The 16,460-nt window shown below is 73.5% G+C and carries 15 protein-coding genes; 6 read left to right on the top strand and 9 right to left on the bottom strand.

Features of this window, described 5'->3' with window-relative positions; all coding sequences use genetic code 11:
• Window positions 1–2 precede the first annotated feature (2 nt).
• Together ACWGO8_RS16245 and ACWGO8_RS16240 are read left to right on the top strand one after the other, a co-directional pair.
• Window positions 3–947, top strand: coding sequence for an ornithine cyclodeaminase family protein (locus tag ACWGO8_RS16245; protein WP_452044051.1), 945 nt, complete (start codon window positions 3–5; stop codon window positions 945–947).
• Window positions 947–1,930 carry a proline racemase family protein gene (locus tag ACWGO8_RS16240; protein ID WP_452044050.1) on the top strand — a complete coding sequence of 328 codons (984 nt, stop codon included), beginning with the start codon at window positions 947–949 and terminating at the stop codon, window positions 1,928–1,930. Before ACWGO8_RS16245 ends, ACWGO8_RS16240 begins: the two co-directional genes overlap by 1 nt.
• Window positions 1,931–1,954: 24 nt before the next feature.
• Here the strand turns inward: ACWGO8_RS16240 and ACWGO8_RS16235 are convergent, their stop codons facing one another.
• The 7 genes from ACWGO8_RS16235 to ACWGO8_RS16205 all read right to left on the bottom strand — a co-directional run bounded on the left by ACWGO8_RS16235 (window position 1,955) and on the right by ACWGO8_RS16205 (window position 8,951).
• Window positions 1,955–3,436 (bottom strand): aldehyde dehydrogenase (NADP(+)), encoded by a 1,482-nt coding sequence (locus ACWGO8_RS16235; RefSeq protein WP_452044049.1) that lies wholly within the window; start codon window positions 3,434–3,436, stop codon window positions 1,955–1,957.
• Window positions 3,437–3,468: 32 nt separating this feature from the next.
• A complete protein-coding gene (locus tag ACWGO8_RS16230; RefSeq protein WP_376955069.1) occupies window positions 3,469–4,470 on the bottom strand; it encodes a proline racemase family protein in 1,002 nt (333 codons plus the stop codon).
• Window positions 4,470–5,402 (bottom strand): dihydrodipicolinate synthase family protein, encoded by a 933-nt coding sequence (locus tag ACWGO8_RS16225; RefSeq protein WP_452044048.1) that lies wholly within the window; start codon window positions 5,400–5,402, stop codon window positions 4,470–4,472. The genes ACWGO8_RS16230 and ACWGO8_RS16225 overlap by 1 nt, the downstream gene beginning before the upstream one ends.
• Window positions 5,399–6,769 carry an FAD-dependent oxidoreductase gene (locus ACWGO8_RS16220; RefSeq protein ID WP_452044047.1) on the bottom strand — a complete coding sequence of 457 codons (1,371 nt, stop codon included), beginning with the start codon at window positions 6,767–6,769 and terminating at the stop codon, window positions 5,399–5,401. Before ACWGO8_RS16220 ends, ACWGO8_RS16225 begins: the two co-directional genes overlap by 4 nt.
• On the bottom strand, window positions 6,766–7,008 hold the full coding sequence (locus ACWGO8_RS16215; protein ID WP_452044046.1) for a (2Fe-2S)-binding protein: 243 nt from the start codon (window positions 7,006–7,008) through the stop codon (window positions 6,766–6,768). The genes ACWGO8_RS16220 and ACWGO8_RS16215 overlap by 4 nt, the downstream gene beginning before the upstream one ends.
• The gene (locus ACWGO8_RS16210) at window positions 7,005–8,162 is read right to left on the bottom strand and encodes an NAD(P)/FAD-dependent oxidoreductase (protein WP_452044045.1); all 1,158 of its coding nucleotides are present in this window, start codon (window positions 8,160–8,162) and stop codon (window positions 7,005–7,007) included. Before ACWGO8_RS16210 ends, ACWGO8_RS16215 begins: the two co-directional genes overlap by 4 nt.
• 123 nt (window positions 8,163–8,285) lie before the next feature.
• A complete protein-coding gene (locus ACWGO8_RS16205) occupies window positions 8,286–8,951 on the bottom strand; it encodes a GntR family transcriptional regulator (protein WP_452044044.1) in 666 nt (221 codons plus the stop codon).
• Window positions 8,952–9,081: 130 nt separating this feature from the next.
• Between ACWGO8_RS16205 and ACWGO8_RS16200 the strand changes: the two genes are divergently transcribed.
• The gene (locus ACWGO8_RS16200) at window positions 9,082–10,230 is read left to right on the top strand and encodes a glutamate--cysteine ligase (RefSeq protein ID WP_452044043.1); all 1,149 of its coding nucleotides are present in this window, start codon (window positions 9,082–9,084) and stop codon (window positions 10,228–10,230) included.
• Between the two features lie 48 nt (window positions 10,231–10,278).
• Here the strand turns inward: ACWGO8_RS16200 and ACWGO8_RS16195 are convergent, their stop codons facing one another.
• Entirely contained in the window at window positions 10,279–11,742 is a 1,464-nt protein-coding gene (locus tag ACWGO8_RS16195; RefSeq protein WP_452044042.1) for a GH1 family beta-glucosidase, read from the bottom strand.
• A 145-nt stretch (window positions 11,743–11,887) separates the two neighbouring features.
• A complete protein-coding gene (locus tag ACWGO8_RS16190) occupies window positions 11,888–12,832 on the bottom strand; it encodes a lipid II:glycine glycyltransferase FemX (protein WP_452044041.1) in 945 nt (314 codons plus the stop codon).
• A gap of 255 nt (window positions 12,833–13,087) precedes the next feature.
• On the opposite strand from ACWGO8_RS16190, the gene ACWGO8_RS16185 reads away from it, so the two are divergent.
• From ACWGO8_RS16185 to ACWGO8_RS16175, 3 genes are read left to right on the top strand one after another with little or no spacing between them, the layout of a single operon-like run.
• Complete coding sequence (locus ACWGO8_RS16185; RefSeq protein ID WP_452044040.1) at window positions 13,088–13,900, top strand: spermidine synthase; 813 nt, start codon at window positions 13,088–13,090, stop codon at window positions 13,898–13,900.
• 1 nt (window position 13,901) lies between these two features.
• On the top strand, window positions 13,902–15,797 hold the full coding sequence (locus ACWGO8_RS16180) for an LVIVD repeat-containing protein (protein WP_452044039.1): 1,896 nt from the start codon (window positions 13,902–13,904) through the stop codon (window positions 15,795–15,797).
• Window positions 15,794–16,450: a DUF305 domain-containing protein gene (locus ACWGO8_RS16175; protein WP_452044038.1), complete on the top strand. Its 657-nt coding sequence runs from the start codon at window positions 15,794–15,796 to the stop codon at window positions 16,448–16,450. The genes ACWGO8_RS16180 and ACWGO8_RS16175 overlap by 4 nt, the downstream gene beginning before the upstream one ends.
• Window positions 16,451–16,460: the final 10 nt, after the last annotated feature.

Raw genomic sequence — 16,460 nt, 5'->3', positions numbered from 1 at the left:
CCATGACCGGCCTCCTCGATCGACTCGTCGTGATCGACGCGATGGAGCTCCGCAGCCGTGTGCCGATGAGCGTGGCCATCCGAGCCGTCCAGGCGGTGCTCGAGTCGGGGTTCGACCCCGCACGCGACCCCATCCGCACCATCGTCGACGTCGAGCACGGCCAGCTCCTGCTGATGCCCTCGGAACTCGGCCGGTACGTCGGCCAGAAGCTCGCGACGGTCGCGCCCGGCAACCCCGCCCGCGGCCTCGAGCGCATCCAGGGCGTCTACCTCCTGCTCGACGGGGAGACGCTCACGCCGATGGCCATCCTCGACGGCACCGAGCTGACGAGCATCCGGACCCCGGCGGTCTCGGCCGCCGGCGTCGACCTCCTCGCGCCGGCCGACGCCCGCTCGCTCGTCGTCTTCGGCACCGGGCCGCAGGGCATCCGCCACGTCGAGGCGATGCGGGCGATCCGCCCGATCGAGCGCGTGCGATTCGTCGGCCGCGATCGGGCCCGTGCCGACGACGCCGTCCGTGCGATCGAGGCGCCCGGGCTGGATGCCGCGGTCGGATCGGTCGACGACGTGCGCGACGCCGACCTCGTCGTCTGCGCGACCACGGCGCGCTCGCCCCTCTTCGAGGCGGACCTCGTCGCCGACCACGCCGTCGTCGTGGCCGTGGGATCGCACGAGCCCGATGCCCGTGAGCTCGACGCGGCCCTCATCGCCCGCAGCCAGGTGGTCGTCGAGACACCGGAGGTCGCGCTCCGCGAGGCCGGCGACGTCGTGCTCGCGATCGAGGAGGGTGCGTTCGACCCCGGAAGCCTCGTGTCCCTCGCCGAGGTCGTCACCCGACGCGCGCCGGTCGACGTCGGCCGTCCGCGCGTCCTCAAGACCAGCGGCATGGGCTGGGAGGATCTCGCCGTCGCGACGGCGGTGCTCGACCACGGAACGGCGGCGGACTGATGCGCTGGACGACCGAGGACTGGCACACGGCGGGCGAGCCGTTCCGCATCGTCGACGGCGTCGCAACGGATGGCACCACCGTCGCCGAGCGCCGCGTCCACGCGATGACGGGCGATCCCGACGCGGTTCGACGGTTCCTCTGCCTCGAGCCACGTGGACACGACGACATGTACGGCGGGTTCCTGACCCCGCCCGACGACGACGGCGCCGACTTCGGCGTCCTGTTCTGGCACAAGGACGGCTTCTCGACAGCGTGCGGGCACGGCACCATCGCGCTGGGCGCGTGGGCGGTGCGCACCGGCCGCGTCGCGGCTCCCGACGACGGCGAGGCCGTCGTCACGATCGACGTCCCGAGCGGTCGGGTGCAGGCACGGGTGCAGCGCGAGGGCGGGCGGACCACCGGGGTCGTGTTCCGCAACGTCGAGTCCCGGGTGCTGGAGCGCGGCATCCGACTGGCCACGACCGCCGGCCAGGTCGAGGTCGACCTCGTCTTCGGCGGCGCCGTGTACGCGACCCTGCCCGCCGCGGCGGTCGGCCTGACGGTGGCGCCCGAGCACACGAGCGAGCTCATCCGGATGGGTCGCGAGATCAAGTGGGCGCTGAACGACCATCCGGCGACCCAGCTCGACGATGCGCGCCTGTCGGGCGTCTACGGCACGATCTGGGTCGACGACCTCGGCCGCACCGAGCGCGGCCCGTGGCAGCGCAACGTGACCGTCTTCGCCGACGGCGAGGTCGACCGCAGCCCGTGCGGATCAGGCACCGCGGCGCGCGTCGCGCTGCTCGCGAACACCGGCGCGCTGCGCGAGGGCGAGGTGCTCACGCACGACTCGATCATCGGGACCCGCTTCCTCGCACGGATCGCCGAACGCACCGCCGACGGCGTGATCCCCGAGGTGACGGGCCAGGCGTACCGCGTCGGCCGCAGCGAGTTCGAGCTCGAGGAGGGCGATCCGCTCTCCGACGGCTTCAGCCTCCGCTGAGCCGGGCGAGCGGCACCCCGCTCGTCAGTACTCGCCGTCGAGGCTCCCCCACCCGGCCGACCGGCCTGCGGCGCTCCGACGCTGCGGTACGCCCCACGGGTTGTCGTCGCGCAGGGGCGGAGGGAGGAGGGCCTGCGGCGCGCCCTGGTAGGCGACGCCCCGCAGGAACCGGGTGATGGCGGCGGTGCCGACGCTCGTGGCATCCGTCGTGGTCGCCGGGAACGGGCCGCCGTGCTGCATGGCGCCCGTGACCGAGACGCCGGTCGGCCAGCCGCCGAACAGCACGCGCCCGCTCGTCTCGGCCAGGGCGTCGACGAGGTCGACGAGCCGCCCGTCGGACAGCTCGTCGTCGGTCGCGTGGACGGTCGAGGTGAGGTTGCCCGGGAACAGCTCCCGGTGCAGGGCGGGCAGCGCGTCGGCGTCGCCGTAGCGCACGAGGATCGACAGGGGCCCGAACGACTCCTCGAGCAGCTCGTCGCGGTGCTCGCGCAGCGTGTCCACGTCGACCTCGACGACGGTCGGCGTCGCGAAGCGCTGCTCCGCGTCGTCGACCCGGACGGCGCCTGCAGCCAGGACCGTCACGCCCGCGGCGCCGAGCACGGCAGCCCGGCGGTCCTCGAAGGCGCGGCCGATCCCGGGGTTGAGCAGGCGATGCTCGGGCACGCCCGACGCGGCATCCGCGACCGGCTCGAGCTCGGCATCCGCCGGGACGAAGAGGAAGCCCGGCTTCGTGCACAGCTGCCCGGCGGAGCCCGCCACCGAGCCGAGGAAGCCCTGCAGCAGCTCGGGCTCGGTCGCCACCGCACCGGCGGTCGCGTAGACGGGGTTCACGCTGCCGAGCTCACCGTAGAACGGGATGGGACGCGGGCGCGACGCCGCGATGTCGGCGAGCAGTCGGCCCACGTGCGTGGAGCCGGTGAAGGCGCCCGCCCGGATGCGGTCGTCGCGCAGGAGCGCGACGCCGTTGTCCTGGCCCTCGACGAGCTGGAAGACGCCCTCGGGCATCCCCGCCGCCTCGAGGGCGGCCGTGACGACCTCCGCCGTCCGGCGGGAGAGCTCGGGGTGACCCGAGTGCGCCTTCACGACGAGCGGGCAGCCCGCGGCGAGCGCGGCCGCTGAGTCGCCGCCCGCAACGGAGAACGCGAACGGGAAGTTCGAGGCCGCGAAGTTCAGCACGGGTCCGACGGGCTCGAGCACGCGGCGCACGTCGGGCCGCGGTCCAATGACATAGCCGGGGTCGGCGTCGTCGATGCGGGCGTCGAGGTACGCGCCGTCGACGATGACCTCGGCGAAGAGGCGGAGCTGGTTGCTGGTGCGTCGCACCTCACCCGTCAGTCGGGCCTCGGCGAGCCCGGTCTCGCGCATCGCGATGGCGATGAGCTCCGGGGCGGCGGCGTCGAGCGCGTCGGCGACGGCGACGAGCGCCGCCGCCCGGGCGCGGGGTTCGGTCTCGGCGAAGGGTCGCGCGGCGCGCGAGGCGGCTGCCGCGATCCGGTCGGTGTCCATGGATGCTCCTGGTCGTCGGGTCGGGGCGAAGGTCAGAAGACGAAGCCCTCGGGGAACGGGTCGTCCTCGTCGAGGAAGTACTGGCCGATGCCGGTGACCCAGGCCCGGCCGGAGATGGTCGGCACGACCGCGGGGACGCCGCCGACCTCGGTCTCGCGCAGCAGCCGGCCGGTGAACTCGCTGCCGATGAACGACTCGTTGACGAAGTCGGTCTCGAGCGCGAGCTCACCGCGTGCGTGGAGCTCGGCCATGCGGGCGCTCGTGCCGGTGCCGCACGGCGAGCGGTCGAACCATCCGGGATGGATCGCCATCGCGTGGCGCGATCGCACCGCGTCGGAGCCGGGCGCGATGAACTCGACGTGATGCACGTGGTCGGCGCCGGAGAGCTCGGGATGCCGCGGCGGCTTCTGCTCGTTGATCGCGTCCATGATGGCGAGCCCGGCGCGCAGGATGTCGTCCTGGCGCGCGCGATCGAACGGCAGGCCGACGTCGTCGAGGTCGACGAGCGCGTAGAAGTTGCCGCCGAACGCGACCGAGTACGGCACCTCGCCGTACCCCGGCACCTCGATCGTCTCGTCGAGCCGCTCGACGAAGCTCGGCACGTTCTCGATCGTGACCCGCTTCGCCCGGCCGTCCTCGACCTCGACGCGCGCGACGACGAGTCCGGCGGGCACGTCGAGGCGGATCTCGGTGACCGGCTCGGTCACCTCGACCATGCCGGTCTCGACGAGCACCGTGGCCACGCCGATCGTGCCGTGGCCGCACATCGGGAGGAACCCGCTCGCTTCGACGAACACGACGCCCCAGTCGGCGTCGTCGCGCACCGGCGGCTGCAGCAGCGCGCCCGACATCGCGGCGTGGCCGCGGGGCTCGTTCATGAGCAGTCCGCGCAGCCCGTCGAGGTGCTCGATCGCCCAGAGCCGTCGTTCGTTCATCGTCGCGCCGGGGATCCGGCCGACGCCGCCCGTGACGACGCGGGTGGGCATCCCCTCGGTGTGCGAGTCGACCGCGGAGATCACCCGCCGCGCACGCATCAGGCGACCGCCGCCGACCGCGCCGCGAGCGCCGCGAGCGCGCGCTCGGTGTCGGCCGTGACCTGGGCGTGCTGCTCCGGCGAGAGGGGGCCGCGCGGCGGGCGGGTCGGGCCGCCGTACGAGTTGCCGCAGATGTCCATCGACAGCTTGATGGCCTGCACGAACTCGGTGCGCGAGTCCCAGCGGAACACGGCGACGAGCTGCTCGTAGAGCGCCTTCGCCTCGTGCCACTCACCCGCAGCGCACAGGTCGTAGAGCTCAACGGCCTCCTTCGGGAAGGCGTTCGGGTAGCCGGCGAACCAGCCGACGGCGCCGTTCACCATGAGCTCGAAGAGCACGTCGTCGGCACCGGCGATGATGTCGATGTCGCAGAGCTCCTTGATCTCGTACACCCGGCGCACGTCGCCCGAGAACTCCTTGATCGCCACGACCTCGGGGATCTGGGCGAGCTTCGCGACGAGCGACGGCACGAGGTCGACCTTCGTGTCGAACGGGTTGTTGTACGCCATGATCGGCAGCCCCACCTTGGCGACCTCCTCGAAGTGCGCGATGACCTCGCCCTCGTTGGCACGGTACAGCGTCGGCGGCAGGAGCAGCACGCCGTCGGCGCCGTCCTCCTGTGCGGCTTCCGCCCACGTGCGAGCCTGGTGGCTGCCGACGCCGTGCACGCCCGCGACGACGATGCCGCGCCCGTCGACGGCCTCGACCGCGACCTGGATGACCGTGCGGCGCTCCTCGTCGGTGAGCGACGAGTACTCGCCGAGCGAGCCGTTCGGGCCGACGCCGCGGCATCCGTTCGACATGAGGAAGTCGACGTGCTCGCCGAACCGGTCGTAGTCGACGGCGAGGCCCGCGGGGGCCGATGCGTCCTCCTTGAAGGCGAGGGTCGTGGCGACGACGACGCCGCCGAGGTCCATGGTCTGCTCGGTCATTCCTGCTCCTGGTGCGGTGTTCGGTGGTCGTGGAGGCCGGCGAGCTCCCCGATGCGGATCGAGGAGAGCACCGGCCGGTGGTCGTAGTCGACGGATGCTGCGACGAGCGCTTCGACGCTGCGTCCGCACGTCCGCCCCTGGCACGCGCCGAGGCCGGCGCGGGTGGCGAGGCGCATGCCGCGGCTCGATGCGTCCGCGTACTCGGCGATGCGGGCGCGCGTGACGGACTCGCAGCGGCAGACGATCGTGTCGTCGTCGAGCCAGGCCGTCCAGCCCGGCCGGATGGCGTGCGTGGCGAGGCGCTCGGCGAAGGCGTGCATGCGCCGCCGGGCGTCGAGGATGCGGCGCAGGCGGGTGTCGCCGAGCTCGCCGCCCGCGGCGACGAAGCCGGCCACCGCGCCCTCGGCGAGCGCTGCGTCGGCGCCGGCGATGCCCGTGACCTCCCCCGCCGCGAAGACGCCGGGAACGGTCGTGGCCTGGCGGTCGTCGACCGCGACGAACCGCTCGGGCGAGATCGCGCATCCGGCCTGGATCGCCGCCTCGAGGCGGGGGGTGAACCCGTGGCCGAGGGCGACCGAGTCGCAGTCGACGGTGCGCTCGGTCCCCGGGATCGGGCGCCAGTCGGCGTCGATGCGCTGCACGGTCACGGCCTCGACGGCGTGCTGGCCGTGGATGCGGGTGACGGCGCTGCCGAATCGGTAGGGGGTCCGATGCCGGAGCAGGTCGCCGACGTACTCCGCGAGCTCGCCGGCCTTGCCGGCCGAGCCGGCGAGCTGCCACGGGGCCCGGCCCCAGCCGCGCATGATGGCGGCGCTCCCGACGGCCTCGACGACCTCGGCGACCGTGCCGCCGGCGAGGCCGATGCTCGCGGCGACCGGCAGCAGGAACGGTCCGGCGCCGGCGACCACGGTGCGTCGCCCGGGAGTGACGCCGTCGCGCTTCGCGAGCGCCTGCGCGGCCCCGGCGGTCACGACGCCCGGCAGGGTCCAGCCGGGCACGGGGAGGGCGCGATCGTGCGCGCCGGTCGCGATGACGAGGGCGTCGGCGTCGACGGTGAGGGCGGTGCGGCCGGCGGAGTCGGCCGGGCCGATGAGCGCGTGCACGCGGAGGCCGCCGTCGGCCGCGACGCGCCAGACGCTCGCCGATTCGTGCACCCGGGCGCCTTCGAGCGCGCCGCGCAGGCGTTCGAACCGCGGCCACTGGTGCTGCATGCGCGGATCGGTGAGCCCATCGTGGTGTCGCCAGAACTGGCCGCCCGCGCGCTCGCCCTCGTCGAGCACGGTGACCTCCGCGCCACGGGCGAGCGCGGCCTGCGCCGCGGCGAGGCCTGCGGGTCCGGCGCCCAGGATGACGACGCGCCGGCTCATCGGGACTCCCGTTCGACGACGTCGCCGTCGCAGGCCGCACGCTGGCAGGCCCGCACGCCCTCGACGCCGTTGACGGTCAGGATGCAGTCCTGGCAGACGCCGATGCCGCAGAACACGCCGCGCTCGGCGCCGTCGGCCGTGCGCCAGGTGCGCCGCCCCGCGGCGATGAGCACGCCGGCGATGGTCTGGCCCTCGCGTCCCGCGACCTCGGCGCCGTCGACGGCGATGCGGATGCTCACGCCGCCTCCTCGAGGCTCGCGCGGGTGGGCAGGAACGGCGCGGGGTCGAGTGGTGCCGGCGTGCCGAGCACGGCGTGCGCGATGAGCTGCCCGGTCGTCGGGGCGAGGCCGATGCCGGCTCCCTCGTGCCCTGCGGCGTGGAACAGCCCGGCGATCCGGCCGTCGGCGCCGATCGCGGGCAGGTGGTCGGGCGTGTACGGGCGGAAGCCGACGTAGCTGCGCAGCAGCATGGTCTCGGCGAGGAAGGGGAAGAGTCGCGTCGCCTTCGCGGCGATCTCGGCGATGGGTGCGAGGGTGCCGGCCGTGGAGAACCCCACGCGTTCGCGGCTCGAGCCGATGAGCACGGTGCCCGCCGGCGTCGACTCGACCACGGTCGACGTCTGCAGGGCGGCATCGCTCGAGCCGACCGCGCCGACGTAGTCGGCGTCGTAGACCTTGTGGAACACGCGCTGCGGCATCGGCGTGGTGACCAGGATCGCGCCGCGCCGGGGCCGGATGTCGAGTCGCGCTCCGAGCAGCGTCGCGACCTCGCCCGCCCAGGGACCCGCGCAGTTCACGACCGCGTCCGCCGCGATCGGCCCCTCGGGCGTGAGCACGCCGGCGATCCGGTCGCCCGCGCGCACGGACGCCGTGACCTCGGTGATCCGCAGCTCGGCCCCGAGGCGGCGCGCCCTGGCGAGCATCGCCTGCGTCGCGAGGCTCGGCTGCACCTGCGCGTCCTCGGGGTAGCGGATGCCGCAGGCGACCTCGGGGCTGAGGTGGGGCTCGAGGCGCCGGAGCTCCTCCGTCGACACCGCATCGGCCCGGATGCCGATCGCCCGCTGCGACGCGGCGAACGCCTCGAGCGCATCGACGCCGGCCGGGAACGCGACGACCACGCCGCCCTTCTCCTCGAACTCGGTCGCGGGCTGGCCGGGCGCACGGTCGTCGTCGAGCACGGCGGCGAGGTCGCGCCAGGCGCGTCGGGCGACGATGGCGAGCTCGGCCTCGGCCCCTGGCGCCTTGTCGGAGACGAGGATGTTGCCCTCGCAGCGGCTCGAGGTCTCGGCGGCGACGCCCGAGCGGTCGACGACGACGACCTCGGCGCCGGCCTCGGCCAACGCGAGGGCGCACGACGCGCCGATGGCGCCGGCCCCGATCACGACGACCCGCATGCTGTGCTCCTCCTTGTGGTGCGTGACATATTACCACCAGCGATCGGACGACGCGCACGCGACGCGCGGACACGGAACCTCCGCCGCGTCCACCTCGCCGAGGTGCGCGCGATCGCCGCTGCGCTACTCCTCGTCGCGCCCGCTCCAGAGGCCGGCGACATGGCCGATGTGCCGGCGCATGAGCGCTTCGGCACCGGCCCCGTCGCCCGCCACGAGGAGGCGGACGAGCTCGGCGTGCTCGAGCGACGAGCCCTCGAGCTCGTCGGAGTCGGCGAGGTTCACGAGGCCGACCAGCCGCGTCTGTTGCCGGAGCTCGCGGACCAGGCGCACGAGCTGCCGATTGCCCGTGAGCTCGAGCAGGGTCAGGTGGAACGTCGTGTCGGCCTCGAGGTAGTCCTCGAAGCGCCCCTCGCGACCGGCTCGGACGATCTCCTCGGCCAGGCCGAGGAGCCGCTCGACGACGTCGTCGGACAGCGTGCCCGCGAGCTCGCGCATCGGCGGGCCTTCAAGCATCAGCCGGACCTCGCCGAGCTCGCGCAGCTCGTCTGGCGACACCTCGGTCACCTCGAACCCGCGATTGCGCAGGGGACTCAGGAAGCCGCGACGAGCCAGGTTGAGCATCGCCTCGCGGACGGGCGTGGCGCTCACGCCGAACTCCCCGGCCAGGGTCGGCACCGTCAGCACCGTGCCCGGGGCGAACTCGCCCGCGACGATGCGCGAGGAGAGCGTGCGCTCGACCTGTTCGCGCAGGCTCAGGACCTCGAGCACCCGCATGGGCTGGCCGCTCATCGGGCCTCGCCGTCTCGCTGCATCATGCGGCACATCCTACGCGACCGTTCCACGCAAGGGGTGGCCCCCGAAACGTGGTCACATGCGATGATTGCGGCACGATTCCCGCCCGCCCCGAGGGAGGCCGCGCATGCCGATCGAGTTCGCACGTTCCCCGCGCTCCACGGTCGGCCTCGAGTGGGAGGTCGCGATCGTCGACCGCGCCACGGGCGAGCTCGCGTCCATCGCCGATCGCGTGCTCGAGCTCCTCGACGAGCGCAGCGAGGGCGGGACGCATCCGTCGATCACCTCGGAGCTGCTGACGAACACGGTGGAGCTCGTGAGCGGCGTGCACCAGCGGGTCGCGGGCGCCGTCGCGGACCTCGAGGGCCAGCTCGCGGAGGTGCGCGCGGTGATCGACGAGCTCGGCGAGTACGAGCTCATCTGCAGCGGCTCGCATCCCTACAGCCAGTGGTACGACCAGCGCCTCACCGACAAGCCGCGGTACCACAAGCTCATCGAGCGAACCCGCTGGTGGGGGCGCAACATGATGATCTGGGGCATCCACGTCCACGTCGGCATCGAGGAGCGCGACAAGGCGCTCCCCATCCTCGACGGACTGCTCGCCTACATGCCGCACCTGCAGGCGCTGAGCGCGTCGAGCCCGTTCTGGGCGGGCGTCGAGACCGGGTACGCGTCGAACCGCGCGCTCATGTTCCAGCAGCTGCCCACGGCCGGACTCCCCTATCCGCTCGCCGACTGGGCCGCCTACGAGCGCTACGTCGACGACCTCGTGCGCACGGGCGTCATCGAGGACCACACCGAGGTGCGCTGGGACATCCGCCCGTCGCCGCGCTGGGGCACCGTGGAGGTGCGCGTCTGCGACGGCGTCTCGTCGGCGGCCGAGATCGCCGCCATCGGCGCGCTCGTGCAGTGCCTCGTCGAGTGGATGAGCCGGCGCCTCGACGACGGCGAGACGCTGACCGTGCTCCAGCCCTGGTACGTGCGCGAGAACAAGTGGCGCGCCGCGCGCTACGGCATGGACGCCGAGATCATCACGGATGTCGCGGGGAGCGAGCGCCTCGTCGGCGACGACCTGCGCGAGCTCCTCACGACGCTCGTGCCCGTCGCCGAGCACCTCGGCTGCGAGGTCGAGCTGCAGCAGGTGCGCGCGATGCTCGACGGCGGCGCGAGCTACCAGCGGCAGCTGCGCGTCGCCGAGGCGGCGGGCGGCGACCTCACGGCCGTCGTCGCGCACCTGGCGCGCGAGCTGCGCGCCGGCGTGAACCCGCAGGCGTGAGCCGGCCGGCGTGACCCGGCCGAGGCGCCGCGCCGCGGCATCCCTCGGCTACGCCGGGATCGCCCGCGTGCGGATCAGCTCGGCGTACCACTTCGCGCTGTCCTTCGGCAGCCGCTCGAGCGTGTCGTAGTCGACGCGCACGATGCCGAAGCGCTTGGAGTAGCCGTAGCCCCACTCGAAGTTGTCCATGAGCGACCACACCTGGTAGCCGCGCAGGTCGACGCCGCGCCCCATGGCGCGGTGCGCCGCCGTGAAGTGCCGGCGCAGGTAGTCGACGCGCTCGACGTCGTGCACGGCCGGACCGTCGGCCTCGTCGGTCACGACGTCGTCGAACGCGGCGCCGTTCTCGGTGACCATGAGCGGCAGCGACGGGTACGCCTCGTGCAGCGCGACGAGCAGGTCCTCGAGGCCCGACGGGTCGATGTTCCAGCCCATCGCGGTGTACGGGCCCGGCTGCACGAGGAACTCGACGTGCTCGGAGCCCGGCCAGGGCGTGCCGCCCATGTCCTTGTGGCCGTCGGCCTTGATCCGCGGCGAGACGCCGTCCCACATCTCGACGGTGACCGTCGAGTAGTAGTTCACGCCGAGCAGCGAGATCGGCTGCCGGATGAGCTCGAGGTCGCCCGGCTTCACGAACGACCAGTCGGTGACCTCGGCCGTGTCGGCGATGACGTCGGCGGGGTACTCCCCGTCGAGGAGCGGTCCGAGGAACACCCGGTTCGCGAGCCCGTCGATGCGGCGTGCGGCCTCGGCGCCGGTCGGCCCGTGCGGGCGGATCACGTGCAGGTTGAGCGTGATCGAGTAGCCGGGGTCGTTGGTCACGACCTCGCGCAGCGCCGAGATCGCGAGGCCGTGCGCGAGGTTCAGGTGGTGCACCGCGGCGAGCGCCTTGGCGCCGTCCATGAGGCCGGGCGCGTGGGCGCCCGAGCCGTAGCCGAGGTAGGCGCTGCACCACGGCTCGTTGAGGGTGGTCCACACGGCGATCCGGTCGCCGAGTCGCTTCCCCACGATCCGCGCGTAGTCCGCGAAGGCCTCGGCCGTCGCGCGGTTCGCCCAGCCGCCCTCGTCCTCGAGGGCCTGCGGCAGGTCCCAGTGGTAGAGCGTCGCGATCGGGCGGATGCCGCGGGCGATGAGCCCGTCGACGAGGCGCTCGTAGAACGCCAGTCCGGCCTCGTTCGCCGGCCCGCGGCCGGTCGGCTTGATCCGCGGCCACGCGATCGAGAAGCGGTACGCCTCGAGCCCGAGCTCCGCCATGAGGTCGAGGTCCTGCTCCAGGCGGTGGTAGTGGTCGTCGGCCACGTCGCCCGTGTCGCCGTTCCAGACCTTGCCCGGCGTGTGGCTGAACGTGTCCCAGATCGACGGCCCGCGGCCGTCCTCGTCGGCCGCGCCCTCGATCTGGTACGACGCCGTGGCCGATCCGAAGAGGAAGTCGTCGGGGAAGGCGAGACCCGCGTCGCGGTAGTCGGCCGAGCCGGTGGTCATGGTGGTGCTCCAGTCGTCGTGTCGCGGCATCCGCCGGTCGTTCGCGGCATCGGGCCGGCCGCCGCGTTCACTGTATCGCGTCGCCCGGAACGGCGACTTACCGCCCTGTAAGCATTCGCAACGCGACGCGGGACCGCGCGCGGCTCAGGACCTCGCGGCTCAGGACCCTCGCGGCTCAGTACCAGTAGTCGCCGGTGCGCTCGCGGTAGGCGGCGATGAACTCCCCCTCGCCCTGCCGCCACGCCTCGCCCCGCTCCTCGTGCGAGAGCTGGAACGCCGGCATGTACTCGAGCACCTCGCGCGTGAAGGCGCTCTTGAAGATGAGGATGCCGTGCCCGGGGGCATCGGGCTCCCCCGGCGGCGGGACGTGCCCGAGGTCGTACCGCTCGACGCCGTCGGAGGCGAGGTCGCGGATGATGCGCCACTGCAGGAGTCGCGACGCCATGAGGTGCGGGTGGTCGCGGGTCGAACCGCCGTCCTTGTACCAGGCGTTCGGCCCGTACCGGGCGATGAACGCTCCGGCGACGACCTGGTCGCCGTACCGGGCGAAGTAGAGTCGCCCGCGATCGTCGGCCGCGAACGTCTCCCACACCGCCTCGAGGTAGTCGTCGCCGCGGAAATACGCGCCCGAGCGCTCCTCGGTCTCGCGCACGAGGTCGATCATTCGGGCGCGGTTCGCGGCGTCGAGCCCGGCCCGGCGCACGTCGACCCCGTGCCGCTCGGCGACCCGGATCTCGGCGCGGGCGCGCTTCTTCATGTTCGCGAGGATCTCCTCCTCGCTCGCGGAGGTGTCGACGACGACCGTGTGCCGGTACTGCGACGCCTTGGCCGGCAGCCACCCGTGCGCGAGGAACGCCTCGCCGAGCGCCTCGTCGCGAGGCTGGTGCACCTCGATCTTCGTGGCGAAGGCCGTGCCTCGCTCCGCGCGGACCCGCTCGGTGAGCGGGCCGACGTCGGCGGGCTCCAGGCCGCTCACGCGGGGCAGGTGCTGGAACAGGCCGTACCCCGGGACGAGGCGCTCGAACACGAGCACCGGGTAGTCCCGCTGGGTGCCGAGGCCGCGCCGGTGCACGTGCCACGGGCCGCGCGAGCGCACGGCCTCCCACGTGCTCGACTGCATGAAATGCGGGGTCGAGTGGGTCCCGAGCACCCGTTCGTCCCATGCCGCGGCAACCTGCTGGGACTGTGACTGCGCCGCCTGCACCATGCCCCCATCCGACGTGGTCCGGGGGCGTTAGGGCCCGCCTTCGGATACCACGGCCTCTGGCGCACATCATAGGCGGGTCACAGGTCCGGCAGGCGAACTCGACCCCGAAGGTTCCGATGTCGTCACGGCGTCTGGCCTGCCGTCCGGCCCCGACCTAGTGTGGTCAGCATGGGCGATCCCCGACTCGAACTCGACGGCGAGCACGTCAGCGCGAGGCTCCTGCCCGAGCGCGGCACGCACGGCGGCTACTCGCTCGTGATCGAGGGCACGACCCAGTCGCACGTGAACCCCGACGACCCGCTCGACCTCCAGCTCGAGTACACCCGGCTCGTCGCGTCGGTCATCGACGGATGCCGCGAGCCCGGCGTCCCCCTGCGCGTCCTGCACCTCGGGGCGGGCGCCCTCACGATCCCCCGCTACGTCGCGGCGACGCGACCGGGATCGGTGCAGCACGTGGTCGAGCTGCATCGCGAGCTGTTCGAGTTCGTGCTCGACGTGCTGCCGCTCGACGACGACGTGGAGCTCTCGGTCGAGTTCGACGACGGCCGCGTCGCAGTGGAGCGGGCCGCGCGCGCGGGCGGCGGCTGGGACGTCGCGGTCGTCGACGTGTTCTCGGGCGCGGTGTCGCCCCGGCACATGTCGACCGCGGAGTTCTTCGGCCAGCTCGACCAGCTCCTCGCCCCCGACGGGCTCGTCGTGGTGAACACCCTCGCGACCGCGGGACTCGGCATGAGCCGGGAGGTGATCGCGACGCTCGCTGCGCGGTACGAGGACGTGCTCGCGCTCGCCGCTCCGGCGGTGGTGGAGGGCATGAGCCTCGGCAACGTCGTGATCGCGGCGTCGTCGGAGCCCCTCGCCGGCGAGGAGATGCTGCGCCACGCCGACACCGGTCCGCGACCCATCGAGCTCCTCCGCGACGCGGCGCTCATCGCCTTCGTGGGCGACGCGCCGGTGCGTCGCGACGACGACCGCCTGGATTGACATGGCGGCCGGTCGCGCGTGGTCGCGGGCGCGCGGCGCCGCGATCGGCCTCGTCGCGATCGTGCTCGCCGCGACCGCCGTGGGCGGGCCGGCGACGGCGCAGTCCGAACCCCCGGTCGCACCGCCGGGCCGCGAGCCGTCGATGGGCGGCGGGATCGAGTGGGTCGCCCACCGCGACAACCCGTTCCGGCAGGGCGACGACGCCGACTTCATCAACTCCGACCTCGCCTTCTCGGGCGACTACCTCGTGCAGGGCAACTACGCCGGCTTCTCGATCTGGGACATCGCCGATCCGGCCGCGCCCACGCTCGTGAGCGCCGTGTCGTGCCCGGGCGGGCAGGGCGACGTCAGCACGGTCGGCAACCTGGTCCTCATCGCGATCGACGAGACCATGTCCGACGACTCCTGCGCGGCGGGGCGGGTGCCCGAGACCGAGGAGAACTGGGAGGGGCTGCGCGTCTTCGACATCAGCGACCCTGCGGCACCCCGCTACGCCGCGGCCGTGCGCACCCGCTGCGGCGGCCACACGCACACGGTCGTGCCCGATCCGGCGAGTACCGACCGCGTGTTCGTCTACATGAACGCCTACAGCCGCGGCGCCTCGCTGCACTGCACGGGACGCAATCCCCTGCAGATCATCGAGGTGCCCCTCGCGGCGCCCGAGAACGCAACGATCGTGAGCGAGCTCGACCTCTTCGACGACGAGACGGCGTTCGGTCCCGAGGACCGGGTGGCGGGCGGCGCCGAGACCCGGTCGACCACCGGATGCCACGACATCACGGCGTACCCGGCGAAGGCGCTCGCGGTGGCGGCGTGCCGCGGCGACGGGCTGCTCCTCTCGATCGCGGACCCGCTGAACCCGGTGGTCCTCCAGCGCGTCCGCGACCCGGCGGTCACGTTCTGGCACTCCGGCATCTTCGACAACGACGCGACGCGCATCGTGTTCCAGGACGAGCTCGGCGACGGCTTCATCAACACGTGCTCGCCGGCCTACGGCGCGGACCGCGGCGCTGACGCGGTGTGGGCCATCCAGCCCGAGGGCCTCGTCAAGGCGGGCACCTACAAGCTGGCGCGCGAGCAGTCCGACCTCGAGAAGTGCGTCGCCCACTCGGGCGGACTGGTGCCGGTGCCCGGGCGGTTCATCATCGCGCAGGCATGGCTCGAAGGCGGCGTCTCAGTCGTCGACCTCACCGACCCCGCAGCGCCCGTCGAGCTCGCCTGGTTCGACCGGCCCTCCTACGGGTACTCGATGGACTACACGGCCGGAGTCTGGGCGGTCTACCCCTATCGGGGCTACCTCTACGCCAGCGACATGTACGAGGGCCTCGACGTGCTGCGCCTCACGGATCCGCTCTTCGCCGACGCCGCGCGATACGACGACGCGAGCCTGAACCCGCAGACGCAGCCCGCGTTCGCCTGGGTCTGGCGCGAGGCGCCCGTGGTGCCGACCGCCGCCGAGGAGCGGGCGCCGCTCGAGACGCTCGCGGTGGAGCCGGCCGAGCTGGCGCCCGCGGAGACGGCGACCGTCACGGTGTCGCTACCGGCGGGATCGCTCACCCCCGGCGAGACGGCCGACGTGTGGTGGATGCCGACGCAGGCCGTGCTCGCGACGGTGACCGCCGCCGAGGACGGCGCGCTCGCACCGACCGAGGTGACCCTCCCCGGTCCCCTCGTCCCCGGCTCGTACGACCTCGTGGTGCGGGGCGACGCCTCGGCGCCGAAGGTCGCCCTCGCGAGCGTCGTCGTGGCCGAGGACACGGCGGCGCCGGCGGCGGATGCCACGTCGGAGACGCCCGACGGCGGGGCCTGGTGGCTGCTCGTGCTCATCCCGTTCGCCGTCGCGCTGGCGTACCACGCGGCGCTCGCCGTGCGGCGTCGCCGACGGATGCTCCGATGACCGCACGAGGCACCCGCCCGCTCGCGATCCCCGCCGTCGCCCTGGCGCTCGTCGCGCTCGGGGGCGTCGTCGGATGCACGGCCGACACCGGGACCGCCGCGCCGACCCCCGCGTTCGTCACGCCGGCGCCACCGGCGGGCGCCGAGTCGGACGGCGCGGCCACCGGCGCGACCGTCGACCAGGACGCGACCGCGGCCGACGTCGCCTTCGTCGCCGCGATGATCGTGCACCACGAGCAGGCCGTCGAGCTCGCCGAGCTCGCGCCCGGACGGGTGGCCGACGCCGAGCTCGCCGACCTGGCCGAACGGATCGCCCTCGTCCAGGCCGACGAGGCCGAGCAGATGCGCACCTGGCTCGAGCGTCGCAGCACGCGCGACGCCGCGGCCGAGGAGCACGATCACGCGGAGGACATGGCCGGCGCGATCAGCCGCTCGACCCTCGACCGGGCCGGGGAGCTGCACGGCGCGGCCTTCGACCGCCTGTTCATCGAGGCGATGGTGCCGCACCACCGCGGCGCGATCGAGATGGCGGAGGCCCGGCTCGCCGAGCGCGGCGACTCCGCCGTCACCCGCTGGGCGCGCGCGATCGCGACCGCGCAGGCGCTCGAGATCGACCGGCTCCTCGAGATCGAGGCACGGCTCCCGGCCGGCTGACGTCGGCCGC

This window comes from Agromyces sp. NPDC055661 (genome assembly GCF_053618135.1).
Note: the sequence above shows the minus strand (reverse complement) of the source record. Positions and strands in the feature narration are given on the sequence as shown.

What these genes read in the sequence shown, in the direction of transcription:
- ACWGO8_RS16245 (WP_452044051.1), top strand. Translation starts at nt 3, where the DNA reads ATGACCGGCCTCCTCGATCGACTCGTCGTGATCGACGCGATGGAGCTC.
- ACWGO8_RS16240 (WP_452044050.1), top strand. Translation starts at nt 947, where the DNA reads ATGCGCTGGACGACCGAGGACTGGCACACGGCGGGCGAGCCGTTCCGC.
- ACWGO8_RS16235 (WP_452044049.1), bottom strand. Translation starts at nt 3,436, where the DNA reads ATGGACACCGACCGGATCGCGGCAGCCGCCTCGCGCGCCGCGCGACCC.
- ACWGO8_RS16230 (WP_376955069.1), bottom strand. Translation starts at nt 4,470, where the DNA reads ATGCGTGCGCGGCGGGTGATCTCCGCGGTCGACTCGCACACCGAGGGG.
- ACWGO8_RS16225 (WP_452044048.1), bottom strand. Translation starts at nt 5,402, where the DNA reads ATGACCGAGCAGACCATGGACCTCGGCGGCGTCGTCGTCGCCACGACC.
- ACWGO8_RS16220 (WP_452044047.1), bottom strand. Translation starts at nt 6,769, where the DNA reads ATGAGCCGGCGCGTCGTCATCCTGGGCGCCGGACCCGCAGGCCTCGCC.
- ACWGO8_RS16210 (WP_452044045.1), bottom strand. Translation starts at nt 8,162, where the DNA reads ATGCGGGTCGTCGTGATCGGGGCCGGCGCCATCGGCGCGTCGTGCGCC.
- ACWGO8_RS16205 (WP_452044044.1), bottom strand. Translation starts at nt 8,951, where the DNA reads ATGAGCGGCCAGCCCATGCGGGTGCTCGAGGTCCTGAGCCTGCGCGAA.
- ACWGO8_RS16200 (WP_452044043.1), top strand. Translation starts at nt 9,082, where the DNA reads ATGCCGATCGAGTTCGCACGTTCCCCGCGCTCCACGGTCGGCCTCGAG.
- ACWGO8_RS16195 (WP_452044042.1), bottom strand. Translation starts at nt 11,742, where the DNA reads ATGCCGCGACACGACGACTGGAGCACCACCATGACCACCGGCTCGGCC.
- ACWGO8_RS16190 (WP_452044041.1), bottom strand. Translation starts at nt 12,832, where the DNA reads ATGCAGTCGAGCACGTGGGAGGCCGTGCGCTCGCGCGGCCCGTGGCAC.
- ACWGO8_RS16185 (WP_452044040.1), top strand. Translation starts at nt 13,088, where the DNA reads ATGGGCGATCCCCGACTCGAACTCGACGGCGAGCACGTCAGCGCGAGG.
- ACWGO8_RS16180 (WP_452044039.1), top strand. Translation starts at nt 13,902, where the DNA reads ATGGCGGCCGGTCGCGCGTGGTCGCGGGCGCGCGGCGCCGCGATCGGC.
- ACWGO8_RS16175 (WP_452044038.1), top strand. Translation starts at nt 15,794, where the DNA reads ATGACCGCACGAGGCACCCGCCCGCTCGCGATCCCCGCCGTCGCCCTG.